Origin of the sequence: Mycobacterium sp. 1245852.3 (assembly GCF_001669335.1) — a bacterium.
Classification (GTDB): domain Bacteria; phylum Actinomycetota; class Actinomycetes; order Mycobacteriales; family Mycobacteriaceae; genus Mycobacterium; species Mycobacterium europaeum_A.
The window spans coordinates 1-24,928 of sequence record NZ_LZLL01000066.1 but is presented as its reverse complement, the minus strand read 5'-3'; the positions used below and the strand labels follow the sequence as shown (position 1 = coordinate 24,928).

24 protein-coding genes and 1 pseudogene are annotated in these 24,928 nt (G+C 69.4%); 4 read left to right on the top strand and 21 right to left on the bottom strand.

Features of this window, described 5'->3' with window-relative positions:
• Positions 1-63 precede the first annotated feature (63 nt).
• Positions 64-273: pseudogene (locus A9W96_RS03000) on the bottom strand (cytochrome ubiquinol oxidase subunit I); the annotation flags it as partial.
• Between the two features lie 33 nt (positions 274-306).
• On the opposite strand from A9W96_RS03000, the gene cydB reads away from it, so the two are divergent.
• From cydB to cydC, 3 genes are all read left to right on the top strand, one after another.
• The gene (gene cydB, locus A9W96_RS02995; RefSeq protein WP_067137859.1) at positions 307-1,347 is read left to right on the top strand and encodes a cytochrome d ubiquinol oxidase subunit II; all 1,041 of its coding nucleotides are present in this window, start codon (positions 307-309) and stop codon (positions 1,345-1,347) included.
• Positions 1,348-1,409: 62 nt separating this feature from the next.
• A complete protein-coding gene (gene cydD, locus A9W96_RS02990; RefSeq protein WP_067137858.1) occupies positions 1,410-3,023 on the top strand; it encodes a thiol reductant ABC exporter subunit CydD in 1,614 nt (537 codons plus the stop codon).
• Entirely contained in the window at positions 3,010-4,737 is a 1,728-nt protein-coding gene (cydC, locus tag A9W96_RS02985) for a thiol reductant ABC exporter subunit CydC (RefSeq protein ID WP_067137857.1), read from the top strand. Before cydD ends, cydC begins: the two co-directional genes overlap by 14 nt.
• On the opposite strand, the gene A9W96_RS02980 is transcribed toward cydC, so the two are convergent.
• From A9W96_RS02980 to A9W96_RS02930, 11 genes are all read right to left on the bottom strand, one after another.
• Entirely contained in the window at positions 4,633-5,370 is a 738-nt protein-coding gene (locus A9W96_RS02980; RefSeq protein ID WP_197499381.1) for a maleylpyruvate isomerase N-terminal domain-containing protein, read from the bottom strand. The two genes, cydC and A9W96_RS02980, sit on opposite strands and share 105 nt — an antisense overlap.
• 128 nt (positions 5,371-5,498) lie before the next feature.
• Complete coding sequence (locus tag A9W96_RS02975) at positions 5,499-6,899, bottom strand: bifunctional lysylphosphatidylglycerol flippase/synthetase MprF (protein ID WP_066864058.1); 1,401 nt, start codon at positions 6,897-6,899, stop codon at positions 5,499-5,501.
• A 144-nt stretch (positions 6,900-7,043) separates the two neighbouring features.
• Positions 7,044-7,919, bottom strand: coding sequence for an acyl-CoA thioesterase II (locus A9W96_RS02970; protein ID WP_156765092.1), 876 nt, complete (start codon positions 7,917-7,919; stop codon positions 7,044-7,046).
• A 65-nt stretch (positions 7,920-7,984) separates the two neighbouring features.
• Positions 7,985-9,403, bottom strand: coding sequence for a pyruvate kinase (gene pyk / locus A9W96_RS02965; protein ID WP_066864067.1), 1,419 nt, complete (start codon positions 9,401-9,403; stop codon positions 7,985-7,987).
• A gap of 66 nt (positions 9,404-9,469) precedes the next feature.
• Positions 9,470-9,862 (bottom strand): DUF2752 domain-containing protein, encoded by a 393-nt coding sequence (locus A9W96_RS02960; protein ID WP_231999570.1) that lies wholly within the window; start codon positions 9,860-9,862, stop codon positions 9,470-9,472.
• A gap of 140 nt (positions 9,863-10,002) precedes the next feature.
• On the bottom strand, positions 10,003-11,550 hold the full coding sequence (locus A9W96_RS02955; RefSeq protein ID WP_067137853.1) for a prolipoprotein diacylglyceryl transferase: 1,548 nt from the start codon (positions 11,548-11,550) through the stop codon (positions 10,003-10,005).
• Positions 11,547-12,362, bottom strand: coding sequence for a tryptophan synthase subunit alpha (gene trpA, locus A9W96_RS02950; RefSeq protein WP_066864076.1), 816 nt, complete (start codon positions 12,360-12,362; stop codon positions 11,547-11,549). Before trpA ends, A9W96_RS02955 begins: the two co-directional genes overlap by 4 nt.
• A complete protein-coding gene (gene trpB, locus A9W96_RS02945; protein ID WP_197499380.1) occupies positions 12,359-13,621 on the bottom strand; it encodes a tryptophan synthase subunit beta in 1,263 nt (420 codons plus the stop codon). The genes trpA and trpB overlap by 4 nt, the downstream gene beginning before the upstream one ends.
• A gap of 70 nt (positions 13,622-13,691) precedes the next feature.
• The gene (trpC, locus tag A9W96_RS02940) at positions 13,692-14,510 is read right to left on the bottom strand and encodes an indole-3-glycerol phosphate synthase TrpC (RefSeq protein WP_066864082.1); all 819 of its coding nucleotides are present in this window, start codon (positions 14,508-14,510) and stop codon (positions 13,692-13,694) included.
• A gap of 113 nt (positions 14,511-14,623) precedes the next feature.
• A complete protein-coding gene (locus A9W96_RS02935) occupies positions 14,624-15,310 on the bottom strand; it encodes a TIGR02234 family membrane protein (RefSeq protein ID WP_067137851.1) in 687 nt (228 codons plus the stop codon).
• A complete protein-coding gene (locus tag A9W96_RS02930; RefSeq protein ID WP_067137849.1) occupies positions 15,303-16,835 on the bottom strand; it encodes an anthranilate synthase component I in 1,533 nt (510 codons plus the stop codon). The genes A9W96_RS02935 and A9W96_RS02930 overlap by 8 nt, the downstream gene beginning before the upstream one ends.
• A gap of 63 nt (positions 16,836-16,898) precedes the next feature.
• On the opposite strand from A9W96_RS02930, the gene A9W96_RS02925 reads away from it, so the two are divergent.
• Positions 16,899-17,357 (top strand): peroxiredoxin, encoded by a 459-nt coding sequence (locus A9W96_RS02925; RefSeq protein ID WP_066864091.1) that lies wholly within the window; start codon positions 16,899-16,901, stop codon positions 17,355-17,357.
• A 3-nt stretch (positions 17,358-17,360) separates the two neighbouring features.
• Here the strand turns inward: A9W96_RS02925 and A9W96_RS02920 are convergent, their stop codons facing one another.
• The 9 genes from A9W96_RS02920 to hisD all read right to left on the bottom strand — a co-directional run.
• Positions 17,361-18,452, bottom strand: coding sequence for a calcium:proton antiporter (locus A9W96_RS02920; RefSeq protein ID WP_066864094.1), 1,092 nt, complete (start codon positions 18,450-18,452; stop codon positions 17,361-17,363).
• 99 nt (positions 18,453-18,551) lie between these two features.
• Complete coding sequence (gene hisI, locus A9W96_RS02915; protein WP_067137847.1) at positions 18,552-18,899, bottom strand: phosphoribosyl-AMP cyclohydrolase; 348 nt, start codon at positions 18,897-18,899, stop codon at positions 18,552-18,554.
• Complete coding sequence (gene hisF / locus A9W96_RS02910; RefSeq protein ID WP_067022784.1) at positions 18,896-19,693, bottom strand: imidazole glycerol phosphate synthase subunit HisF; 798 nt, start codon at positions 19,691-19,693, stop codon at positions 18,896-18,898. Before hisF ends, hisI begins: the two co-directional genes overlap by 4 nt.
• 1 nt (position 19,694) lies before the next feature.
• The gene (locus A9W96_RS02905) at positions 19,695-20,495 is read right to left on the bottom strand and encodes an inositol monophosphatase (RefSeq protein ID WP_066877327.1); all 801 of its coding nucleotides are present in this window, start codon (positions 20,493-20,495) and stop codon (positions 19,695-19,697) included.
• A 6-nt stretch (positions 20,496-20,501) separates the two neighbouring features.
• A complete protein-coding gene (gene priA, locus A9W96_RS02900) occupies positions 20,502-21,233 on the bottom strand; it encodes a bifunctional 1-(5-phosphoribosyl)-5-((5-phosphoribosylamino)methylideneamino)imidazole-4-carboxamide isomerase/phosphoribosylanthranilate isomerase PriA (protein WP_067137844.1) in 732 nt (243 codons plus the stop codon).
• A gap of 82 nt (positions 21,234-21,315) precedes the next feature.
• Positions 21,316-21,939 carry an imidazole glycerol phosphate synthase subunit HisH gene (gene hisH, locus A9W96_RS02895; RefSeq protein WP_066864106.1) on the bottom strand — a complete coding sequence of 208 codons (624 nt, stop codon included), beginning with the start codon at positions 21,937-21,939 and terminating at the stop codon, positions 21,316-21,318.
• Complete coding sequence (hisB, locus tag A9W96_RS02890) at positions 21,936-22,553, bottom strand: imidazoleglycerol-phosphate dehydratase HisB (protein ID WP_066864107.1); 618 nt, start codon at positions 22,551-22,553, stop codon at positions 21,936-21,938. Before hisB ends, hisH begins: the two co-directional genes overlap by 4 nt.
• Positions 22,550-23,749 carry a histidinol-phosphate transaminase gene (locus tag A9W96_RS02885; protein WP_067137841.1) on the bottom strand — a complete coding sequence of 400 codons (1,200 nt, stop codon included), beginning with the start codon at positions 23,747-23,749 and terminating at the stop codon, positions 22,550-22,552. The genes hisB and A9W96_RS02885 overlap by 4 nt, the downstream gene beginning before the upstream one ends.
• On the bottom strand, positions 23,746-24,928 hold a 1,183-nt coding region (hisD, locus tag A9W96_RS02880), incomplete at its 5' end, for a histidinol dehydrogenase (RefSeq protein ID WP_067137840.1). The genes A9W96_RS02885 and hisD, both read right to left, overlap by 4 nt.

Sequence of the window (24,928 nt, the reverse complement as noted above, 5' to 3'; positions counted from 1 at the left end):
GATGCCGAACCACAACTCCTGCAGTCCCATCGTCTCAACTCCTTCCGGCGTCGGTAAGCCTGGTCAGTACGCGAAGGACAGGGGTGCCACCTCGTCGTCGCTGGGCGCTTGCGGGGGAGCGGGTTCCGCGTCGTGCTCCAGCGGGCCTTCGACGACGTAGCGCTTGAGCAGGAAGAACCAGAGCACCGCGAGTACCGCGTAGACGAGGGTGAAGGTCACCAGCGAGGTGATGACCATGCCGGGCACGTGATTCGACACCCCTTCGCGTACTGACCAGGCTTACCGACGCCGGAAGGAGTTGAGACGATGGGACTGCAGGAGTTGTGGTTCGGCATCCTCGGGATGCTGTTTTTGGGTTTCTTCGTCCTCGAGGGCTTCGACTTCGGCGTGGGCATGCTGATGGAGCCGTTCGCGCGCGTCGGCATCGGTGAACCGGAACCGCTGCGGCGCACGGCCCTCAACACCATCGGGCCGGTGTGGGACGGCAACGAGGTGTGGCTGATCGTCGGCGGCGCAGCGATGTTCGCCGCCTTCCCCGCCTGGTATGCCACCGTGTTCTCGACGCTGTACCTGCCGCTGTTGGCGATCCTGTTCGGCATGATCGTGCGCGCCGTGGCGATCGAATGGCGCGGCAAGATCGACGACACGAAATGGCGCGGCTGGGCCGACGTCGGCATCGCGGCCGGGTCCTGGCTGCCGGCCGTCCTATGGGGTGTCGCGTTCGCCATCCTGGTGCGCGGCCTGCCGGTGGGTGCCGACGGGCACATCCACCTCTCGATCACCGACGTGCTGAACGCCTACACCCTGTTGGGTGGGTTGGCCACCGCGGCGTTGTTCATGTTCTACGGAGCGACCTTCGTCGCCCTGAAGACCTCGGGCGCCATCCGCGACGACGCGTACCGGTTCGGTGTCTGGTTGTCGCTGCCGGCCACCGGACTGGTTGCGGCATTCGGGTTTTGGACCCAACTGGCGCACGGCAAGAACTGGACCTGGCTGGTGCTGACCGCGGCGGTGGTGGCGCAATTGGCGGCGGTGCTGCTGGTGTGGCGACGCGCATCCGACGGCTGGGCGTTCACCTGCGTCGCGGTGGTGGTGGCGGCCGTGGTGATCCTGCTCTTCGGCTCGTTGTATCCGAACCTGGTGCCCTCGACGCTGGACAAGCAGTGGAGCCTGACCATCTACAACGCCTCCTCCACGCATTACACCCTCAAGGTCATGACGTGGGTGACGGCCCTGATGGCCCCGCTGACGGTGGTGTACCAGGCGTGGTCGTATTGGATTTTCCGGCAACGCATCTCGGCTGACCGGATACCGGCGCCCATCGGCCTGGCAAGGCGCGCGACCTGAACAGTAGCGACCGCACCAACCGGGCACCGCTCGATCCGAGACTGTGGCGGGCCTCGGCGGCGTTGCGCCGTTACCTGCTCGCCGTGGTGGGCTGCGGTGTGCTGATCTCCGGCTGCGCGATCGGCTCGGCGATCGTGCTGGCGGGCATCGTCGCGCGCGTCGTCGGCGACACCTCCGCCCGGAGCCTGCATGGGTGGCTCGGCCCGCTGTCAATCCTGTTGGCGCTGTGGATAATCCGTGCGGTGACGCACTGGCTGCAGGCCCGCCTGGGGCAACGCGGAGCCAGCGCCGTCATCGCCGACCTGTCCGGTCAGGTGCTCACCGCGGTCACCGACCGGCAACCCCGTGACCTCGCGGCGCAACGCGACGCCGCCGCCGTCGTGGTCACCCTCGGCCTCGACGGTCTGCGCCCCTACTTCACCGGTTACCTGCCGACATTGCTGCTCGCCGCCATCCTGACCCCCGCCACGGTGGCCGTGATCGCGGCCTACGACCTGAAATCGGCGGCCGTCGTGGCGATCACGCTGCCCCTGATACCGATCTTCATGGTGCTGATCGGGCTGGCAACCGCCGAGCGGTCCGCGGCCGCGCTGACCGCGATGACCACGCTGCAGGCCCGATTGCTGGATCTGATCGCGGGCATCCCGACCCTGCGGGCGCTGGGCCGCAGCTCGGGCCCGGAACACCGGATCGCCGAACTGGCCGCCGCGCACCGCCGCTCGGCCATGGCCACCTTGCGGATCGCATTCCTGTCGGCCCTGGTGCTTGAGCTGCTGGCCACGCTTGGGGTGGCGTTGATCGCGGTCGGGATCGGCCTACGTCTGGTGTTCGGCGAGATGACCCTGACCACCGGCCTGACGGTGCTGTTGCTCGCGCCCGACGTGTACTGGCCGTTGCGCCGCGTCGGCGTGGAATTCCATGCCGCACAAGACGGCACGGCCGCCGCCGGTGCGGCGTTCGACCTCATCGGCGGCCCGACGTCGGCGCCGGCCCGCACCCGGACGGTCGCTGCGCGCGGCGCGCGGATTCGCCTCGAACATCTGAGCGTGGACGGCCGCGACGGCCGGGCGCCGCGCGACCTGAACGCGGTCATCGAGCCCGGCTCGGTGACGGTGCTCACCGGGCGTAACGGCGCCGGCAAGAGCACCGCGCTGCAGGCGATCGCCGGCATCGGCATGCCCTCGTCGGGCCGGATCATCGTGGACGGCGTCGACGTCGCCGAGCTGGAGCCGGCCGGCTGGTGGGCGCAACTGTCCTGGCTGCCGCAACGCCCGGTGCTGGTCCCGGGCACCGTCGACGACAACCTGGCGCTGCTCGGACGACTCGACGACGTCGAAAAGGCCTGCGCCGATTCCGGATTCGACGCCGTGCTCGCCGAGCTGCCCGATGGGGGCAGCACCGTGCTCGGACGCGGCGGTGTCGGGCTGTCGCTGGGGCAACGCCAGCGGCTGGGCCTGGCCCGAGCGCTCGGCTCGGCGGCCGCCGTGCTGTTGCTCGACGAGCCGACCGCACACCTGGACGCACCCACCGAGCAACGCGTCTTGCGGGCCATCGCCGAACGGGCCCGGGCCGGTGCGACCGTGATCGTCGTCGGCCACCGCGCGCCGGTGCTGGCCATCGGTGACCGGATCGTCGAGGTGGTCGCCGAGGGGGGGCTGCGTCATGCCCCGGCGTGATCCGCTGGTGCACGCTGTGACACTGCTGCGCCCGCGGTGGCCCCGCGTCCTGGCGGCCATCGCGCTCGGGGTGCTCTCGCTGGGCAGCGCGCTGGCGCTGGCCGGTGTCTCGGCGTGGCTGATCACCCGCGCCTGGCAGATGCCGCCCGTGCTGGACCTGTCGGTCGCGGCGGTCGCGGTCCGCATGTTCGCGATCTCCCGGGGCGTGCTGCACTACTGCGAACGATTGGCCACCCACGACACGGCTCTGCGCGCGGCCGGCGCCGCGCGGGTACAGATCTACCGGCGGCTGGCGCGCGGGCCCGCGGCGGCCGCCGTCCGGCTGCACAGCGGTGAACTGGTCGCCCGCGTCGGGACCGACGTCGACGAACTGGCCAACGTCGTGGTGCGCGCCCTGGTACCGATCGGCGTCGCGGCGGTGCTGGCCCTGGCGGCGACGGCGGTCGTTGCCGCCATTTCGCCCGCGGCGGCAGTCGTGCTGGCGGTCTGCCTGCTGATCGCCGGGTTCGTCGCTCCCCGCCTCGCGGGTCGGGCCGCCGTGACGCAGGAAGACGTTGCGCGCCAGCATCATTCCGACCGCGACACGTCGGCGATGCTGGCCCTCGAGCATGCCCCGGAGCTCCGGGTCGCCGGCCTGCTTCCCGGGGTCATCGCCGACTCGCAACGCCGGCAACGCGCGTGGAGCGATGCCCTGGACGTCGCCGCCAAACCGGCCGCCATCGCCGAGGCGATGCCCACCGCGGCGATCGGGGCCAGCGTGCTGGGCGCGGTGGTGTGCGGGATCGGGTTGGCGCACGCGGTCGCGCCGACCACCCTGGCGGTGTTGATGCTGCTGCCGCTGTCGGCCTTCGAGGCGATGACGCCGTTGCCCGCCGCCGCGATCCAGTTGACGCGGTCCCGGATCGCCGCGCGCCGCCTGCTCGATCTGACCCCGTCGCGCCCCGAAAACCCCACGGGGAGCGCACCCACACCGGTCGGCGCCGGACGGCTGACGGCCGACGTGCGTTCCGGCCACGACGGCGCGGCGCGGTCCACCCGGGCAGCGATCGACCTGCCGCCGGGTGCGAGGCTGGCTGTCACCGGCGCCAGCGGTTCCGGGAAGACGACCCTGCTGATGACCCTGGCCGGTTTGTTGCCGCCGCTGGACGGGCGGGTCACGCTGGACGGCACCGCCCTGACCGAATTCGATGAGGTCGACTTGCGCAGCGCCGTCGGGTTTTTCGCCGAGGACGCGCACATCTTCGCCACCACCGTCCGCGACAACCTGTTGGTCGTGCGCGGGGACTGCCCCGACGACGAACTGACGGCAGCACTGGACGTCGTGGGCCTCGGCCCCTGGCTCGCCGCCCTGCCCGATGGCCTGTCCACGGTGCTCACCGGCGGCGCGCAGGCCCTTTCGGCCGGCCAGCGCAGGAGGCTGTTGCTGGCCCGCGCGGTGATCTCCCCCGCGCGGATCGTGCTGCTCGACGAGCCGACCGAACACCTTGACGTCACCGACGCCGAACGGATACTGCGCGACCTGTTGGCCCCCGATTCGCGGCTGATGTCGCCGCGGCGGACGGTGGTGGTGGCGACGCACCACCTGCCCGAGGACATTGACTGCCCCGAACTACCCGTCGTTCAGCAGGCGCCGCAAGACGTCGTCGAGTGTCTCCGCGTTGACGCTCGGGTCGCGCAACCTGGGCGGGCAGCGTCCCCACAAGACCAGCGGTAACTCGTGCGGCGCGAGTTCTATCACAATGCCGGCCTCGGCCGGCGTTGCCGACACTCCGTTTCCCGGTACCACAACGACGCCGGGCCGATGGCCGTTTCGTAGCGTCACCGGCCGGGTTATCGCGCCGGCGTCGCGCCAGCGACAAGCTTCCACCAGGGCCGGCAGCGCGTTGAATGCCGCGAGCGCGTGGGTGATCATGGCCGGATCCGAGAGCAGTCGGACGCTGAGGTCGTCGTCGCCCACGAGATCCCACCGGTGCAGCACCGCTTCGCTATGGCTGTGCATCTCTAACCGCTGTGCGGTCATCTCCCAGCCCGTGTACATGATGGTGTCCCCCGCGTCGAGGGCGGCGAGCGCCGACTCGAAACGAGCGGCGTGTTCCACCAATTGTTTTCGGAGAACAGGGTCGGGCAACGCCCGAAACGGCGGCTCGCGCACCTCCCACGAGCGCGTCGCCCTTGTCGGTCGGCCCGCCAGATATTCTTCGATGAGGTCGGCACGTTCCGCCGCGGCGGCGGTGACATGGGCGGTGAGTTCGTGGGCGCTCCAGCCGGAGCACCAGGTCGGCGCAGATGCCTGCAATCCGGACAGGCTAGAGATGAACGCGCGCATGGCTTCATCGCGAAGATTCACGCTGTCTGTCATGGTGTCGACAAACTCCCGGACGAATTCGCAGCTGACTTCTTGTGCGGTCCCCACCCAACCGTCCGGGACGACGCAGCGCTAGCCGTTTTCCGACATCACAGTTGCGGCGCAGGCACTCAGAGGTGTCGCCGGCGCGGCATGAACTCCAGCGACAGGAGCACGAACAATAGCGGAACGATCTGCGTCACGGAGATCACCGCATACCGCCGGGCGTCGAGGGCATGCCACTTGCGCACGTACCGGTACAGCGACTCGAGGGCGATCAGCGGGTCGAGCACGTGGGTCAACCGGTAGAGCAGGCCCTGGGTCCAGCCCCGGTTCGTAGCGTCGAAAATCTCTGGGAAGGCCGCGAAGGCGAGCGAGACCCGCTGTGCCCCAGCCTCTTTGCCGGCCATGATCATGTCGACGCTGAGCCGCTCGTCGAGCCCGTTCGGAGCGCCGCGCCGGCGCCATGGCACGTCGAGGGTGATGTCGCTGCCGCCGCCGGCGGTGGCGTACCGGTGGAACGCCTGCACCTTGCCCGTCTTGTCCCTGGCGATGATCAGGCGGATGCCGGGGAACCGGCCTTCGAGCACGCCGTCGAGGTTCATGTGGAATCCGCGATCGGCGTGGGCGCCCTTGGACGACTCCCGCACCACCTCGGTCAGCTCGGCCAGCAGCTCCTCATCGAGTTCCTGCTCCGACACGATTTCGGTTGTGACGCCGCAGTTGTGGGTGCGCTGCACCGCCTGACGTAGGTTGCGGAACTTGCGGCCCACCATGTCGAAGCCGGCCACGTCGACGACCACATCGCGCCCAATCGGGATGGGCCGCAACGTTTGTCCCAGCACCGCCGAATCGCTCCACAGGCCGAGCCGCCGTTCGCTGCAGCCCACCACGGCGATGCGCCAACCATGGGCGTGGCAGAAAGCGGCGAAATCGGCCACCAGTTCACCGAAGTGCGCCTCGTCACCGATCGGGTCACCGCCGACCACGGCGATCCCCAGCCGCGTCCGGTAGGCCAGCGCCGCGGTCCCGTCGGCGGTGAAGTGGTAGCTCTTGCCGGTCTGCATGGTGAACGGCGCCAACGCATCGCCGGCGGTCGCGTCGATCAACTTCCACAACCGCGGCAGGTCACCCGGCCGCGGATGGGAGGTCGTCGGCCACATCAACACCATGCCCGAGCTGGCGATCACCACGTCGCCGAGCAGATCGAAGGACAACACATGCAAACCCAGTCCCGCCAGCACGAAGAAGGCCGCGGCGGCCGCGTGCATCGTGGTCACGGGCCGGCCCAAAAAGATGCCGCGGGCCATCCAGGCCACCGCCACCAGCACCGTCAACGACCACGCCAACCGGTCGGTGTACTGCCAACTGGGTTGGCTGTGGTGGCGGGCGAGGATCTCGATGAGCCAGCACGCCGCGCCGAACAGCGCCAGAGCGCCGAGCAAGCGGGCCGCGAGTGAATCGACCGAAACGACAACGCGTTCGCGCGCGCGGGGCCTCGCTACCGTGACGCCCACCACCGGCCCGTTCACACCCACCTCCCGATGCGCTGACAACAGCTGGGCGGCTTGGTTGCCGCCTCTGCACCGAATACCCGGCTACGTTAAAGCTACGCCGCATCACGGCCATTACAAGGCGGAATTAGCGCGGAGATTTCGCGGCTATCGGGTCACGTTTTAACGACGGGAAGAAGGGAAGTATTTCAGCACGCCTTCTTGCACCACCGTGGCCAGCGGCAGGCCGGACCGGTCGAAGAAGTGCCCGGTGCCCAGCCCGCGCGAATCGGCCGCGACCGGTGACGATGTGGAGTACAACACCCAGTCGTTGAAGTCGACCTGCCGATGAAACCAAATGGAATGATTGGCCGACGCGGCGAATATGCGGTCGAATCCCCAGGAAAGACCGTGCGTGGTGATAACCGAGTCCAAAACGGTGGTGTCCGACGAATACACCATTGTTGCCGTGTGCAATACGGGGTCGTCGGGAATCTCTCCCAACGCCTTCACCCAGACCCGATTGTGCGGCAGCCGCTCGCCCTTCGTGCGCATCACCCAGGCGGGGTCGTTGGTGTACCGCCATTCGATGGGCTGCAGGGCGTTGACGAAGTGCGGAACGGTCTCCTCGTAACCGCGCAACAGTTCGCCGATGGTGGGCTGCGTGTGCGGTTCGGCCACCTCCGGCGGCTCGACGCCGTGTTCGAGGCCGCGGCCCCCGGCCATGTAGGAGATCAGCGCCGAGCTCAACAGCGTGCCGTCCTGCACCGCATCGACGCGCCGGTTGGCGAAGCGGCGCTCGTCGCGCAGCCTGGTCACGCGGAATTCGATGTCCTTGGCGGTGTCGCCCCCGTTGATGAAGTGCACCGACAGCGCGCTCGGCGGCAGGTCGTCACGAACCAGGCTGCGGCTGCTCGCGACGAACGACTGCGACATGAGCTGACCACCGAATGTTCGCATGGGGTTCTTGCTCGGATGCGAGCCGATGAACAGGTCGTCCTCGACGCGCTCGAGGTCGAGTGTCGCCAGCAGTTCGGTGAAGTCCGAATGGGTCGGTATTGCGGCTTGTTCCGCCGCGTACGGCTCCTGGGGCTCACAGCCGGCCGGCACACGCTCTCCTCGCGCTAGACGTCGTCCTCCCCGATCCGGTGCACATGGATGAGGTTGGTTGACCCTACTGTGCCAGGTGGCGCACCGGCGACGATGACCACCAGGTCGCCACGCTTGTAGCGACCTAGTTCCAGCAGCGACTTGTCGACCTGGCGGATCATGCCGTCGGTCGAGGTCATCATCGGGACGATGAACGTCTCGGTGCCCCAGGTCATGGCGAGTTGGCTGCGCACCTCGGGCCACGCGGTGAAGGCCAGCAGCGGCAGCGGGGTGTGCAGGCGCGCGAGGCGCTTGACCGTGTCGCCGGACTGGGTGAACGCGACGAGCGCCTTGGCGTCCAGCCGCTCGCCGATGTCGCGGGCCGCATACGAGATCACCCCGCGTTTGGTGCGGGGCACGTGCGTCAACGGCGGGGCGGCCGTCGAATTGTCCTCGACGGCGCAGATGATGCGCGCCATGGTCCGCACGGCCGCCATCGGGTACTTGCCCACCGAGGTTTCCCCGGACAGCATCACCGCGTCGGCGCCGTCGAGGACGGCGTTGGCGACGTCGGAGGCCTCGGCGCGAGTGGGCCGTGAGCTCTCGATCATCGAATCCAGCATCTGGGTCGCGACGATGACGGGTTTCGCGTTCTCCCGGGCCATCTGGATGGCCCGCTTCTGCACCAGCGGAACCTCTTCCAGGGGCAGCTCGACACCGAGGTCGCCGCGGGCCACCATGATGGCGTCGAAGGCCAGCACGATGGCTTCCAGGTTGTCGACGGCCTCCGGCTTCTCCAGCTTCGCGATCACCGGCACCCGCCGGCCCACCCGGTCCATCACCTCGTGCACCAACTCGACGTCGGATGGCGAACGCACGAAGGAGAGCGCGACCAGGTCGACGCCGAGTTCCAGCGCGAAGGTGAGGTCCTCGATGTCCTTCTCCGACAAGGCCGGTGCGGACACGTTCATGCCGGGTAGCGAAATGCCCTTATTGTTGCTGACCGGCCCGCCCTCGACGACGGTGCAGATGACGTCGTCGCCCTCAATGCCTTCGATCACCAGGCCGACCTTGCCGTCGTCGACCAGAATCCGGTCGCCGACGGCGGCGTCGGTGGCCAGCTTCTTGTAGGTGGTCGACACCCGGTCGTGGTCGCCCTCGCAGTCCGCCACGGTGATCCGGACGGTTTCGCCGTCGGCCCAGTAGGTGGGACCGGTGGCGAAACGCCCCAACCGGATCTTGGGGCCCTGCAAGTCGGCGAGTACGCCGACGGCGCGGCCGGTGGCGTCGGAAGCCGAACGGACGCGCTCGTAAGCGGCCTTGTGATCCGAGTAGTCGCCGTGGCTGAAGTTCAGCCGGGCAACGTCCATTCCGGCTTCAACCAGGGCCTGGATCGACTCATCCGAATTGGTCGCAGGGCCAAGGGTGCAGACGATCTTTCCGCGTCTACTCACGCCGACCCAGCATAGTCGTGTGCAACCCCCACGGCCCGCAGATGGCCGACGCCGGGCAGTGTGCTCTTACCCACCAAGAACGGTGGGAAACAGCGGGAAGGCGGGCAGGTTACGCAGCGCCGTCCACGCGATCGTCGCGGCCACGACCGCCAGCAACGCCGCGCGCGACGGCAAAGCCCTGCCGCGGGCGCGGCGGACCAGCGCCCACACTGCCAGCAGCGGGATTCCTACCAGCAGGAAGACGTTGTCGTGGACGGCGGCCAGCAGGTCACCGTGCAATAGGTCATACGTCATCCGCAGCCCACCGCAAAACGGGCAGTTCCAGCCGGTGAGCATCCTGAACGGGCACGGCGGGTAGATCGAACCGGGGCTGTGCGGGTCGGCCAGGGCGACATAGGTGAGCGCGCCGCCCAGCGCCAGGCCGGTTCCGGCCGAGATGGCGAGGCGATGACGCCCCATCCCATCCGGATGGGAGTGTCCCGGGGCGTGCGCGGGCGAGTGGGGTTGGGTCATCGAGCAGCTGACCCTGCGGTGGTCACGCTTTTCAGGATGCCAGATCCGGTGCGCCCGGGCCGATGAAACGGGGCGGCACTCGGCGGTCAGCGGCCCAGGCGGTTGCGCAGTCGCGAGCCCCAGCGCCGCCGCGCTTCCGGTTGAGCCGGGGCCGTTTCGGTGGCGGGTTCGGGCTGTGGCTTCTCGGCTTCCGGTTCTTCGGCTTCCGGCTCTTCGGATTCCGGCTCTTCGGGCTCGGGTTCTTCGGCTTCCGGCTCTCCGGATTCCGGCTCTTCGGGCTCGGGCTCCTCGGCTTCGCCTTCGGGCTCTTCGACCTCGGCCTCTTCAGCTTCGGGCTCTTCGGCTTTCGCTTCGGGTTCCTCGGCTTCGAGCTCTTCCGGTTCCTCGTCGTCGGCCTCGAGCTCCGCTGCCTCGAGCTCGGCCGCGTCGGCTTCCTCCGCACCGGAATCCGCGGCCACGGTCTCGTCAGCCGCCGCCTCAACCTCCGGTTCCTCGGATTCCTCCTCGGGCTCGGATTCCTCCTCGGGCTCGGGCTCTTCGGCCTGGCCCTCGGCGGGTTGCTGCTCGGTGACGGCCTCCGCCGAGTCCGCCACCGGTTCTTCGACTTCCGGCTCGGCGGCGGGGATCTCGTCGGAGTCCGCCGCCTCTTCGCGGCCTGCCGGCGCATCGGCCGCGGCAACGGCGCCGGCACCGGCGGCAGCCGTCGTCGCCGCCACCGTCGCGGGCTCGGCGTCCGACTCGGCCTGCGCCTCTTCCTCCTCGAGGTATTCGTTGCCGCGCAGGCTCTCGGGATCTTCGCGCCCCTTGGGCGCCGCCATCAGATACACCACGGCACCGATGAACACGAAAGTCGATGTGAACGAGTTGATCCGGATGCCCGCGATGTGGGTGGCGGTGTCGTCGCGCAGCAGCTCGACGCAGAACCGCCCGACGCAATAGCCCGCCACATATAGCGCGAACAACCGGCCGTGGCCCAGCGTGAAGCGCCGGTCGGCATAGATCAGGACCACGAAAATGAGCAGGTTCCAGAGTAGTTCGTAGAGGAACGTCGGCTGCACCACGAAAGCGATCTGGCCCGTCGAGATGCCGTCCAGCGAATGCGGGTCGATGTACCCGGTGGGGTCGCGGCGGTAGAACACCTCCAGACCCCAGGGCAGCGTCGTTTCGCGGCCGTAGAGCTCCTGGTTGAAGTAATTACCGAGCCGGCCGATCGCCTGCGCCAGAATGATTCCCGGAGCCAGCGCGTCGGCGAAGGCCGGAAGCGGAATCCCGCGCCGGCGGCAGCCGATCCAGGCGCCGACGCCGCCCAGCGCCACCGCGCCCCAGATGCCCAGGCCGCCGTCCCAGATCCGCACGGCCGCCCCGAGTCCCGCGCCGCCGGGGCCCCAATAGGTTCGCCAGTCGGTGGCCAGGTGGTAGAGCCGACCACCGATCAAGCCGAATGGCACCGTCCACAGCGCGATGTCGTAGATCACGCCGCGCTCGCCACCGCGCGCCTCCCAGCGCCGATCACCGATCAGTAGCGCCGCCACGATGCCGGCGATGATGAACAGCGCGTAGGCCCGGATGGGCAACGGCCCCAGGTGCCAGACACCCTGCGGCGGGCTCGGGAAGTAGGCCAGCAGCTTTGTCACGAGGCGGACGCCCCCCGACGGACACCGGCCGCGAGTTCCTCAGTCAGCGTGCGCAATGCAGTCAATCCCCCGTCCCCCAACGCCGTCACCAGCGCCGACCCCACGATGACACCGTCGGCGTAGCTGCCGATCTGGGCGGCTTGCTCTCCCGACCGGACCCCCAGGCCGACACCGACGGGTATGTCCGATATCTCTTTGACCCTGCCCACCAACTCGGGGGCGGCGTTGGACACGACGTCACGCGCCCCCGTCACGCCCATCGTCGAAGCGGCATAGACGAATCCGCGCGACGCCTCGACCGTCATCGCCAACCGCTGCGGCGTCGAGGACGGCGCCACCAGGAAGATCCGGTCCAGGCCGTGCCCCTCGGATGCCGCCAGCCACTGCGCGGCTTCGTCGGGGATGAGATCGGGGGTGATCAGGCCGTACCCTCCGGCCGCTGCCAGATCCCGGGCGAACGCGTCAACGCCGTAGCGCAACACGGGGTTCCAGTAGGTCATCACCACCGCATGCCCACCGGCGGCGCTGATCGCCTCGACCGCGGCAAGGGTGTCGCGCACGCGCACGCCGGCGTGCAGCGCGGCCTCCGTCGCCTTCGCGATGGTGGGGCCGTCCATGCCGGGATCGGAATAGGGCACCCCGACTTCGATGATGTCGCAACCCGATTCGACCAGTGCGGTCATTGCGTTCACGGACGTCGGCACGTCGGGATAACCGGTGGGCAGATAACCGATCAGCGCCGCCCGATTGTCGTTGCGGCAGCCGTCGAAGATCGACTGAAGTCTGCTCGCTTCGCTCTGCTTGACGATCATCGATCGCTGGACCCCAACAGCCCGAACCACTTCGCGGCCGTCTCGACGTCCTTGTCACCGCGCCCGGACAGGTTCACCACGATGATCGCCCCCTGCCCCAATTCGGGTCCCAATTTCAGCGCGCCGGCGACGGCGTGCGCCGATTCGATCGCCGGGATGATCCCTTCCGTGCGGCACAGCACGCGGAACGCATCCATCGCCTCCGAGTCGGTGATCGGACGGTACTCGGCGCGCCCGATCTCGCGCAGGTACGCGTGTTCGGGACCCACACCCGGATAATCGAGACCCGCTGAGATGGAATGGGATTCGATGGTCTGCCCGTCGGAGTCCTGCAGCAGATACGAGAACGATCCCTGAAACGCGCCGGGCGAGCCGCCGCTGAAGGTCGCGGCGTGCCTTCCGGTTTCGACACCGTCGCCGGCCGCCTCGAAACCGACCAGCCGCACGCCCGGATCGTCGATGAAAGGGTGGAAGATGCCGATGGCGTTGGATCCACCGCCGATACAGGCCACCACGGCGTCGGGCAAGCGTCCGGCCTGGGCCTGGATCTGGGCGCGCGCCTCGAGGCCGATGATCCGCTGAAAGTCGCGCACCATGGCGGGGAAGGGATGCGGGCCGGCCGCGGTGCCGAAGCAGTAGAAGGTGTTGTCGGCATTGGTAACCCAATCCCGAAACGCCTCATTGATGGCGTCCTTGAGCGTTTTCGAGCCGCTGGCGACCGCGACGACCGTCGCTCCCAGCAAGCGCATCCGTGCGACGTTGAGCGCCTGGCGCTCGGTGTCCACCGCACCCATGTAGATCACGCATTCCAGGCCCAGCAAGGCACACGCGGTGGCGGTGGCGACGCCGTGCTGCCCGGCCCCGGTCTCGGCGATCACCCGCTTCTTGCCCATGCGCTGCGCCAGCAACGCCTGACCGAGCACGTTGTTGATCTTGTGAGAACCGGTGTGGTTCAGGTCTTCTCGCTTGAGGAAGATCCGTGCGCCGGCCTGTTCGGACAGCCGCGGCGCCTCGTACAGCGGTGAGGGCCGGCCGGCGTAATGCGCCTGCAGGTAATCGAGCGTGTCCAGGAAATCCTGGTTGACCCGTTCCTTCTCGTAGGCGGCGGTGACCTCTTCGATCACGGCCATCAACGCCTCGGCGACATAGCGGCCGCCGTAGACGCCGAAATGGCCACCCGCATCCGGTTCGTGGCGGGTGGGTTCGGCGATGGCTGCGCTCGGATGCGGAAGGTCCGGGCGGGACAGGTCCACCATCACCAATGCTCTACGCGGGGATGGCTCATGGCGTTCAACGTATCAGCGCAGGGGCTCTTCAGTGACGAAGCGACTAGCGAGCCGGTTTCGGACAGGACGGATGGGTGCCCGCGGTGACCAGGTCGGCAACCGCGGCGCGCGGGTCACCGCTTTTGACCAGACCTTCGCCGACCAACACGGCGTCGGCACCCGCACCCGCATACGCCAGCAGGTCTGCGGTACCGCGCACACCGGATTCGGCAATCCTGATCACGTTGCTGGGCAGCCCGGGTGCGATGCGCGCGAAGCAATCCCGGTCCACCTCCAGCGTCGCCAGGTCGCGGGCGTTGACGCCGATTACCTTGGCGCCGGCCTTGAGCGCCCGGTCGGCTTCTTCTTCGGTGTGCACCTCGACGAGCGCCGTCATGCCCAGCGATTCGGTGCGATCCAGCATCGACACCAGCGCCGACTGCTCCAGCGCGGCGACGATGAGCAGCAGCATGTCGGCGCCGTGCGCACGCGCTTCGTGAATCTGATAGGGCTGCACGACAAAGTCTTTGCGCAGAATCGGGATCGAGACCGCCGCGCGCACCGCGTCGAGGTCGTCGAGCGAGCCGTGAAAACGTCGCTCCTCGGTCAAGACGCTGATGATGCGGGCGCCACCGTCTTCGTAGGCGCGGGCCAGCTTGGCCGGATCGGCAATGGTCGCCAGGGAGCCCGCCGACGGGCTGGCGCGCTTGACTTCGGCGATGACGCCGATTCCCGGCTCGCGCAGGGCGGCCATCACATCGCGTGGCGGCGGCGCGGCCGCCGCGGCGGCTTTGATCTCGGACAGGCTGATGAGCGCTTCCCGCGCGGCAACGTCGGCCCGGACTCCCTCGAGGATGGAGTCAAGCACGGTTGCCGGACTCATGCCTGTCGTTTCCCTTCGCCCTGTTCGTCCGCTGTCATCCCACGGCCACTTTGGTGTCCCCAGCCGATCGCGACGACGTGAATGAAGGGTAGCGGCCCGCGGCTTGCGGCCCGTCACCGACCCTCGGTGTCAGACCCACCCGCCCGATCGGTCGGGTCGCGCCCCTCGTCAAGCGCGTCCCAGATCGTCCGCTCCGACATTCCCGGCGTCTCCGGCTGCTCCAGCATCGCCCCGTCGGCCTCTTCGCGTTGCACAATCGACCGGCGCGTCGCCGGTGTCGCGTACTTTCGTGCGCTCGAGCGGGCGGATCGCGAGTCCGACGCGGATCGCATGAGCAGGACGGCCGCGATCAGCGTGCACGCCGCGGCCGCCACCGTGACGCCGGCGCCCCAGTACCGCCGTTCGCTTCCGACCAGCGTCATCACCGACACGTGGGCCAGCTCGGCGCCGCGGACCGCCACGTCGGGCAGCGCCCACAGGCTGATCCCGAGGTAGCCGACCGTCAGGCTGACCACAGCCAGCAGCCCCGCGAGTGCGCGCAGCAGCCACCCCCGCACGGCGATGGCGGCAACGGCCCCGGCCAGCAGCAGCAGCGCCAACGGCAACAGCGCCGTCGACCAGGCGCCGCCGGCCAAAGTCACCTGTTTGGGCGGCCCCAGCCCGTCGAACGAGCGGATGACGACCCACGGCAGCCGCGAGGCCACCCACAACGCCCCCGCGGCGACCACCAGGACGATCTGGGCGATCCGGATCAGCCAGCGGCCGGCCGGCCGACCGGTGTCCGCGCCGGCCTCACTCATCGGACCCGGGCTCGGTCAGCGTCTCGGCGGCGGCGATCGCGCTGAGCACCGCGCGGGCCTTGTTCGTCGCCTCGGTGTACTCGTAGGGGCCGTTGGAGTCCGCCACCACCCCGCCCCCGGATTGCACGTACGCGGTGCCGTCGCGCATCAGGGCGGTGCGGATGGCGATCGCGAAGTCGGCGTTGCCGGCGAAGTCCAGGTAGCCGACCACGCCGCCGTACAGGCCGCGGCGGGTCTTCTCCACCTCTTCGATCAGCTCCATGGCCCGGACCTTCGGGGCGCCGGACAGGGTGCCGGCCGGGAAGCAGGCCGTCACCGCGTCCAGCGCGGTCCGGCCCTCGTCGAGCGTGCCGGTCACCGTCGACACCAGGTGCATGACGTGGCTGTAGCGCTCGATGTGGCTGTAGTCCTCGACGCGCACGGTGCCCGGAGCGCAGACCCGCCCCAGATCGTTGCGGCCCAGATCGACCAGCATCAGGTGCTCGGCGCGTTCCTTCTCGTCGGCCAACAGCTCCTTTTCCAGCAGGTGATCCTCCTCGTCGGTGTCGCCGCGCCATCTGGTTCCCGCGATCGGGTGGGTGGTCGCGACGCCTTCGCAGACGGTGACGAGCGCTTCCGGGCTGGAGCCGACGATCGAAAAGTCGGTTCCGCCAGCGTCATTCGGCACATGCAGCAGATACATGTAGGGGCTCGGATTGGTGACCCGCAACATCCGGTACACGTCGATCGGGTCCACCTGGGTGTCCATCTCGAACCGTTGCGAGGGCACCACCTGGAAAGCTTCGCCCGCGGCGATCTGTTCGACGAGGTAGTCGACGATCTTGCCGTACTCCTCGACGCTGCGCTGCGCGCGGTAGCGCGGCTCGGGCCGCTCGAACGTGCCGACCGTCGACGGCAACGGCTGACCCAGCGCCGCGGTCATCACGTTCAGGCGGGCGATCGCGTCGTCGTAGGCCTCGTCGAAGCCGTCCTGGGTTCCGTTCCAGTTCACGGCGTTGGCGATCAGCGTGATGGTCCCCTCGTGATGATCGACCGCCGCCACATCCGTGGCCAGCAGCAGCAACATGTCGGGGAGCTTGAGGTCGTCGACGGCCAGCTCGGGCAGCCGTTCCAGGCGCCGCACCATGTCGTAGGCGAAGAACCCGACCATGCCGCCCGACAGCGGGGGCAGCCCCTCGAGCGGGCCGGTGGCCAGCACCTCCAGGGTGGTGCGCAGGGCCTGCAGCGGGTCGCCCCCGGTCGGCGCGTCCCGTGGCACCACGCCCAGCCAGACGGCTTCACCGTCGCGCACGGTCAGCGCCGACGGCGATCCCGCGCCGATGAACGACCACCGCGACCAGGACCGGCCGTGCTCGGCGGACTCCAGCAGGAAGGTGCCCGGGCGGTCGGCGGCGAGTTTGCGGTAGGCCGACAGCGGAGTCTCGCTGTCGGCCAGCACCTTGCGGGTCACCGGGACCACACGGTGCTCGGCCGCCAGCTGGCGAAAAGCCTCTCGTGAGGTCGTCGCGGCAGGGTGGGCGTGCACCGATCCATCCTTCCAGACGCGTGGAAACCCGAGCGGGACAGCGTCCGGCGTAGCGTGTCCGCCATGAAACCTGGTGACACCGTCGCGGACTTCGAACTGCCCGATCAGACCGGGACGCCGCGCAAGCTCAGCGAACTGCTCTCCGGCGGGCCCGTTGTGCTGTTCTTCTACCCGGCCGCGATGACGCCCGGCTGCACCAAGGAAGCGTGCCACTTCCGCGACCTGGCCGCCGAGTTCGCCGCGGTCGGCGCTAACCGGGTGGGCATCAGCGCCGACGCCGTGCCCAAGCAGGCCAAGTTCGCCGACCTGCAGAAGTTCGACTACCCGCTGCTGTCGGACACCGACGGCGCCGTCGCCACCCAGTTCGGCGTCAAGCGCGGCCTGCTCGGCAAGCTGATGCCGGTCAAGCGCACGACGTTCGTCATCGACACCGACCGCACGGTGCTCGAGGTGATCTCCAGCGAATTCAACATGAACGGCCACGCCGACAAGGCGCTGGCGACGCTGCGGGGCCGCGCGTAGCGGTCAGGGGTTGATCGCCAAGAACACGTAGGCGGCCAGCAGCACCAGATGTACCTCGCCCTGCAGGCGGGTCGCCCGCCCGGGCACCACCGTCAGCATGCTGATCACGACCGTCAGGGCAAGCAACACCAGCTGGATGGCGCCGAGGCCGAGCACCAGCGGCCCCTTGAGCCAGATCGACGCCAGCGCGATCGTCGGGATGGTGAGCCCGATGCTGGCCATCGCCGAGCCGTACGCCAGGTTCAGGCTGATCTGGATGCGGCCCTTTCGCGCCGACCGAGCCGCCGCGAGCGTCTCGGGCAGCAGCACCAGCGCCGCGATGATCACGCCCACGAACGACTGCGGCAAGCCCGCCATCACCACCGCGTGTTCGACGGCCGGTGATTCCTCCTCGGCCAGGCCGACCACCGCCACCAGCGCGCAGAGCAGCAGCACCAGGCTGCTCAGCGCCTGCCGCCTGGTGGGTGGATCCGCGTGACTCTCGTCCTCGAACACGCGCTTTTGGCCCCTCTGCGCGATCGGCAGAAAGAAATCGCGGTGCCGCATGGTCTGGGTGAACACGAACAGCAGGTACACCAAGAGCGTGGCGATCGCGGCGAAGCCGAGCTGGCTGGGGGTGAACTCCCTGCCCGGGCGCCCGGTGGTGAAGGCGGGCAAAACCAGGCTCAACGTGGCCACCGTGGTGACCGAGGCCAGGGCGGCTCCAGCGCCTTCAGCGTTGAACAGGGTCACGCCATAGCGTCGGGAGCCGAGCAGCAGCGATAACCCGGCGATCCCGTTGGTGGTGATCATCAGCGCGGCGAATGCGGTGTCCCTGGCCAGCGTCGCGGCTTCGTTGCCGCCGGATGTCATCAGGGTGACGATGAGGGCCACCTCGATGATGGTGACCGCGGCCGCGAGTATCAGCGACCCGAAGGGCTCGCCGACCCGGTGGGCGACCACCTCCGCGTGGTGCACCGCGGCAACCACCGCACCGATGAGAAACAGCGCCGCCACCCCGACAAGAACCGGTCCCAGTTTCTCGCCCCAGATCACTGCCAGCACGATGACGGAAAGCACCGGCACAACGATGTTCCAGGACAGCCATTTCGACATTGACTGCCATTCTTGTCGATGTCATGGCCCCATGCGCGCGCAAGGTGACCCTAGACACGTCCGGATGCTGGACGGCTCGGTGCCGGCTGGTCCGTCGGGTCAGCTCGGCGGGGGCAGCAGCTCGTCGGCGTCGAAGCAGCTGTGGTCACCGGTGTGACACGCCCCACCGGCCTGGTCGACCGTCAGCAGCACGGTGTCGCCGTCGCAGTCCAGCCGCACCGAGTGGACGTACTGGGTGTGACCGGACGTCGCCCCCTTGATCCACTGCTGGCCGCGGGACCGCGAATAATAGGTCGCCTCACGGGTTTCCAGGGTGCGGGCCAGCGCCGCGTCGTCCATCCAGGCGACCATCAGCACGTCGCCGCTGCCGCGCTCCTGCACGACGGCGGCGAACAGGCCGTCGGCGTTGCGCTTCAGCCGGGCCGCGATCTTCGGGTCGAGCGTCATCGGGCCATCCTTACCGCGATTCCCGCCTCGGCCATCGCCGCCTTCACCTGCCCGATGGTCAGCTCCCGGAAGTGGAACACGCTGGCGGCCAACACCGCGTCGGCGCCGGCCGCGACCGCCGGCGCGAAGTGCTCGGCCGCCCCGGCGCCGCCGCTGGCGATCACCGGGACCGTGACCGCCGAACGCACCGCCTGCAGCATCTCCAGGTCGAACCCCGCTTTGGTGCCGTCGGCGTCCATCGAGTTCAGCAGGATCTCCCCCACCCCCAAATCGGCTCCGCGCGAAGCCCATTCGACCGCGTCGAGACCGGTGCCCCGGCGCCCGCCGTGGGTGGTGACCTCCCAGCCCGACGGCGTCGGCACGGCCCCCGGGGGCACCGTGCGGGCATCGACGGACAGCACGATGCACTGGGAACCGAACTGCCGTGCCATCTCGGCCAGCAGCTCGGGCCGGGCGATCGCGGCGGTGTTGATGGAGACCTTGTCGGCGCCCGCACGCAGCAGGACGTCGACGTCGGCCACGGTGCGCACGCCGCCGCCGACGGTCAGCGGGATGAAAACCTGCTCGGCAGTGCGGCGCACCACGTCGAGCATGGTCGCCCGTCCCGACGACGACGCCGTCACGTCGAGGAAGGTGAGCTCGTCGGCGCCTTCGGCGTCATAGGCGGACGCCAGCTCCACGGGATCGCCCGCGTCCCGGAGGTTTTCGAAGTTGACGCCCTTGACCACGCGGCCGCCGTCGACGTCCAGGCACGGGATCACCCGCACCGCCAGGCCCTTGGGACTCGGGGGCATCTCAGTAATCTTCCGGTCGGCCGGTGGCGCGCAGGATTTCCAGGATCTCGGCGTGGGCGTCGGGGCCCGCCGCCAGCGCGGAATCCGACGAGGGGGTCCACGGCTGCCCGGCCAGGTCGGTGACGACACCGCCGGCGGCTCGCACCAGCGCGACCCCGGCGGCGTGATCCCACACGTGGCCGCCGAAACTTACTGCCGCGCCTAATATTCCGTCGGCGACGAACGCGAGGTCGAGTCCGGTGGAGCCGTGCATGCGCAATCGCGACGAGACCCGACTCAGGTTCTCCAGCAACGCGATCCGGTAGCGTCCCGGGAACCGGCCCCGCGCGTCCGCGCTGAACGACCCGGCGCCGACCAGGGCGTCGGCCAGGTCGATGGAGGTCAGCGGCGGCTGCGGCACCCCGTTCTTGCGCAACGGTCCGCCCGTCACCGCGGTGTAGCGCTGGTCGAAGAACGGCAGCCAGGTCAGCCCGGCCACCGGGTCGCCGTGGTGCAGCAGGCCCAACAAGATCCCGGCCATCGGCGATCCGGCCGCGTAGTTGAAGGTGCCGTCGACGGGGTCCAACACCCACACCCACGGGGAGTCGACGGCCGAACCGCCGAACTCCTCGCCGTGCACCCCGATCCCGGTGGCCTCGACGAGCGCGGCGACCACCTGACGCTCGATCGCGAGGTCGACGTCGGTGGCAAAGTCGTTGCCCTTCTTGCGGACCGCGGAATCGGCGCGGTGCCCGGACAGAAACGGCTCGGCCGCGTCGTCGAGGATCGCCGACGCCTGGGCCACCAACGTGTGCACGTCCATGCGGCGCTACTCCGCCACCGCGGCCAGCGCCTGCGGCAAGGTGAACCGCCCGGCGTAGAGGGCCTTGCCCACGATGGCGCCCTCGACACCGCGGCCGGTGAGGGTGGCGATCGCGCGCAGGTCGTCGAGGCTGGACACGCCGCCGGAGGCGATCACCGGGGCGTCGGTGCGCTCGGCGACCGACGCCAGCAGGTCCAGATTGGGCCCGCCCAGGGTGCCGTCCTTGGTCACGTCGGTGACCACGAACCGCGAACAGCCTTGCCCGTCAAGGCGTTCCAGCACTTCCCACAGGTCACCGCCGTCGGTCTCCCAGCCCCGCCCGCGCAGCCGGTGCGCGCCGTCGACGATCTGCACGTCCAGGCCCACGGCCACCCGCTCGCCGTGCTCGCTGATCGCGCGGGCGCACCACTGCGGGTTTTCCAGGGCCGCCGTGCCCAGGTTGACCCGAGCGCAGCCGGTGGCCAGGGCGGCGGCCAGCGAGTCGTCGTCGCGGATGCCGCCGGACAGCTCCACCCGCACGTCGAGCTTGCCGACCACCTCGGCCAGTAGTTCGCGGTTGGAACCGCGCCCGAACGCCGCGTCCAGATCCACCAGATGGATCCATTCGGCGCCGTCGCGCTGCCAGGTCAGCGCGGCGTCCAGCGCCGAGCCGTATTCGGTTTCACTGCCCGCCTTGCCCTGCACCAGACGCACGGCGCGGCCGTCGACCACGTCGACCGCGGGCAACAAGATCAACACATTTCCTCCTGTGTGCCGGGCACGCGACGGGTGACGTGCGTCCGCGGCGGTTGCTTGACACAAAGCGCCGGCGCGAGGTCCGTCACAATCCCCGGACCCAATTGCTCAACAAGGCCGCGCCGGCGTCCCCGCTCTTCTCCGGGTGGAATTGGGTGGCCGACAGCGGCCCGTCCTCGACCGCGGCCAGAAACGGGCCCTCGTGGGTGGCCCACGTCAGCACCGCATCCGGCGAACCTTCCCACTGCTGGGCGGCATAGGAGTGCACGAAGTAGAACCGGGTGTCGGCGTCGAGTCCCTTGAACAGCACTGTGCCGGGCCCGGATTCGACGACGTTCCAGCCCATGTGCGGGATGACGGGAGCTTGCAGTCGCGTGACGTATCCCGGCCACTGCCCGCAGCCCGCGGTCTCCACGCTGAATTCGACGCCGTGGGCGAACAGGATCTGCATCCCAACACAGACGCCCAGTACCGGGCGCCCGGCGGCCACCCGGTCGGCGATGATGCGGTCGCCGCCGATGCCGCGCAGTCCCGTCATGCAGGCCTCGTACGCACCGACGCCGGGCACCACCAGCCCGTCGGCGGCGGCCGCGGCGGCGGCGTCGGCGGTCACCTCGACCGACGCGCCGACCCGCTCGAGCGCGCGCTGAGCCGACCGCAGGTTGCCCGAGCCGTAGTCGAGGACGACGACTTTCTTGTGCGCCGTCACAGCACCCCTTTGGTGGACGGCACGTCCGAGACGCGGGGGTCGGACTCGACCGCCTGGCGCAGCGCGCGGGCAACCGCCTTGTACTGTGCCTCGGTGATGTGGTGCGGGTCGCGCCCGTACAGCACGCGCACGTGCAGCGCGATGCGCGCGTTCATGGCCAGCGATTCGAACACGTGCCGGTTGATGACGGTGTGATAGGGCACCGAGTTGCCGGCAATGGTGGTGTGCTGCAAGTGATCCGGTTCCCCGCTGTGCACGCAGTAGGGCCGGCCGGACACGTCGACCGCCGCGTGGGCCAGCGTCTCGTCCATCGGGATGAAGGCGTCACCGAACCGGCGGATGCCCCGTTTGTCACCCAGGGCCTTGGCGAGCGCCTGGCCGAGTGCGATCGCGGTGTCCTCGATGGTGTGGTGCCCCTCGATCTCGACGTCGCCCTTGGTGCGCACGGTCAGGTCGAAGCTGGCGTGACTGCCCAGGGCCGTCAGCATGTGGTCGTAGAACGGCACACCGGTGTCGATGTCGACCCGGCCGGTGCCGTCGAGGTCGAGTTCGACGACGATGTCGGATTCCTTGGTGCGGCGCTCGATGCGGGCGCGGCGGGTTTCGGTGCTCACGGGGCTCCTAACACATGGTCGCGACCCGCCGCACGCGGCTTGGCCGCGCTTGCGATCGCTCCTACTGAGGTGGCTGGGGCCAGTTCGGTGGCGGCGATCTGGGCGCTGGCTTGCAAAAAGGCGTCGTTCTCCTCGGCCAGCCCGGTGGTGGCGCGCAGGTAGCCGGGGATTCCGACGTCGCGGATCAGCACTCCGGCGTCCAGATAGCGTTGCCAGGTGGCCGGCGCGTCGGCGAATTCGCCGAACAGCACGAAGTTGGCGTCGCTCGGGATCACCCGAAAGCCCATGCCGGTCAAGGCCGTCGAGACGCGTTCGCGTTCGGCGATCAGGGTCGCCACGCTGCCCAGCGTGTCGTCGGCGTGCCGCAGGGCGGCCCGCGCGGCGGCCTGGGTGAGCACCGACAGGTGATACGGCAGCCGCACCAGCAGCATCGCGTCGATCACCGCCGGGGTGGCGATCAGGTAGCCCAGCCGGCCGCCGGCGAACGCGAACGCCTTGCTCATGGTGCGCGAGACGATGAGCTTGGTCGGATACTCCGCCACCAGCGCGACCGCGCTGGGTTGCGAGGAGAATTCGCCGTAGGCCTCGTCGACGATCAGGATGCCGGGCACCACGTCGAGCAGCCGCCGCAGGTCCGGCAGCGAAACGCTCTGTCCGGACGGGTTATTCGGGCTGGCGACGAACACCACGTCGGGCCGGCGGTCGATGATCGCGGCCACGGCGGTATCCACGTCCAGGCTGAAGTCGTCGGCGCGGGCGGCATGCAGCCATTCGGTGCGGGTGCCGTCAGAGATGATCGGGTGCATCGAGTAGGACGGGACGAATCCGATGGCACTGCGCCCGGGGCCGCCGAACGCCTGCAGCAGCTGCTGCAAAATCTCGTTGGAACCGTTTGCCGCCCAAAGGTTTTCCGCACCTAGCGCGACACCGGTCTGGGCGCTCAGGTAGGCGGCCAGGTCGCTGCGTAGGGCCACCGCGTCGCGATCGGGATAGCGGTGCAGATCGGCGGCGGCCTGTCCCACCGAGCGCACCACGTCGTCGACGAGCGCCGTGCTGGGCGGGTGCGGGTTCTCGTTGGTGTTCAACCGCACCGGGACATCCAATTGCGGTGCGCCGTAGGGTGATTTGCCGAGCAGGTCCTCGCGCAGCGGCAGGTCGTCCAGTGTCGGTTGGCGCGTGGGCTTCTCGATGCTCATCGCTCGAACCTCCGCCGCACCGCTTCGCCGTGTGACGGCAGGTCTTCGGCCTCGGCCAGCGCGATCACGTGTCCGGACACGTCCTTCAGGGCCGCCTCGGTGTAGTCGACGACGTGGATGCCGCGCAGGAAGGTCTGCACGGACAGTCCGCTGGAATGCCGGGCGCTGCCGGCGGTCGGCAGCACGTGGTTGGATCCGGCGCAGTAGTCGCCGAGGCTCACCGGCGCATACGGGCCGACGAAAATGGCGCCGGCCGAACGGATTCGGCCCGCCACGGCCGCCGCGTCGACGGTCTGGATCTCCAGGTGTTCGGCGGCGTAGGCATTGACGACGGTGACCCCGGCGTCCAGGTCGTCGACCAGGATGATGGCCGACTGGCGGCCACCGAGTGCAGCCGTCACCCGGTCGCGGTGCACGGTCGTGCGCAGCTGGGCGGCCAGCTCGGCCTCGGTGGCCGCTGCCAGCTCCGCGCTGGGGGTGACCAGCACGCTGCCCGCCATCTCGTCGTGCTCGGCCTGACTGATCAGGTCGGCCGCCACGTGCGCCGGGTCGGCGGTGTGGTCGGCCAGGATCGCGATCTCGGTGGGGCCGGCCTCGGCGTCGATGCCGACGCGCGACCGGCACAGCCGCTTGGCGGCGGTGACGTAGATGTTGCCGGGCCCGGTGATCATGTCGACGGGCGCCAACTCGGCGCCGTCGAGATCGGTGCCGCCGTAGGCCAGCAGCGCCACCGCCTGCGCGCCGCCCACGGCCCACACCTCGTCGACCTCCAGCAGCCGGGCGGCGGCGAGGATCGTCGGGTGCGGCAGACCGTCGAACTGGGCCTGCGGCGGGCTGGCCACCACCAGCGAGGCGACCCCGGCGGCCTGGGCCGGCACGACGTTCATCACCACGCTGGACGGGTAGACGGCGTTGCCCCCGGGCACGTAGAGACCCACCCGGTCGACGGGAACCCACCGCTCGGTGACCGTCGCGCCCGGGCCCAAAGTGGTCGTCACGTCGGTGCGGCGCTGGTCGGCGTGCACCGCGCGGGTGCGCTCGATCATCACCCGCAGGGCGTCGGCCACCCGCGGGTCCAGTTCGGTCAGGGCCTTCTCGAGGGCAGCGCCGGGCACACGGACGGCCGGGGGCCGGATCCCGTCGAAGGTGGCGCCGAATTCCAGGGCGGCCTCGGCGCCG

Excerpts from the sequence above, each read along its gene's own strand:
- cydB (WP_067137859.1), top strand. The coding sequence starts at position 307 with ATGGGACTGCAGGAGTTGTGGTTCGGCATCCTCGGGATGCTGTTTTTG.
- trpA (WP_066864076.1), bottom strand. The coding sequence starts at position 12,362 with ATGATCGTCAAGCAGAGCGAAGCGAGCAGACTTCAGTCGATCTTCGAC.
- hisI (WP_067137847.1), bottom strand. The coding sequence starts at position 18,899 with ATGACGCTCGACCCGAAGATCGCGGCCCGGCTGAAGCGCAACGCCGAC.
- hisF (WP_067022784.1), bottom strand. The coding sequence starts at position 19,693 with ATGCCCCCGAGTCCCAAGGGCCTGGCGGTGCGGGTGATCCCGTGCCTG.
- cydC (WP_067137857.1), top strand. The coding sequence starts at position 3,010 with ATGCCCCGGCGTGATCCGCTGGTGCACGCTGTGACACTGCTGCGCCCG.
- A9W96_RS02960 (WP_231999570.1), bottom strand. The coding sequence starts at position 9,862 with ATGGGGCGTCATCGCCTCGCCATCTCGGCCGGAACCGGCCTGGCGCTG.
- A9W96_RS02935 (WP_067137851.1), bottom strand. The coding sequence starts at position 15,310 with ATGAGTGAGGCCGGCGCGGACACCGGTCGGCCGGCCGGCCGCTGGCTG.
- A9W96_RS02905 (WP_066877327.1), bottom strand. The coding sequence starts at position 20,495 with ATGGACGTGCACACGTTGGTGGCCCAGGCGTCGGCGATCCTCGACGAC.
- A9W96_RS02925 (WP_066864091.1), top strand. The coding sequence starts at position 16,899 with ATGAAACCTGGTGACACCGTCGCGGACTTCGAACTGCCCGATCAGACC.
- A9W96_RS02885 (WP_067137841.1), bottom strand. The coding sequence starts at position 23,749 with ATGAGCATCGAGAAGCCCACGCGCCAACCGACACTGGACGACCTGCCG.
- A9W96_RS02920 (WP_066864094.1), bottom strand. The coding sequence starts at position 18,452 with ATGTCGAAATGGCTGTCCTGGAACATCGTTGTGCCGGTGCTTTCCGTC.
- trpC (WP_066864082.1), bottom strand. The coding sequence starts at position 14,510 with ATGAGTCCGGCAACCGTGCTTGACTCCATCCTCGAGGGAGTCCGGGCC.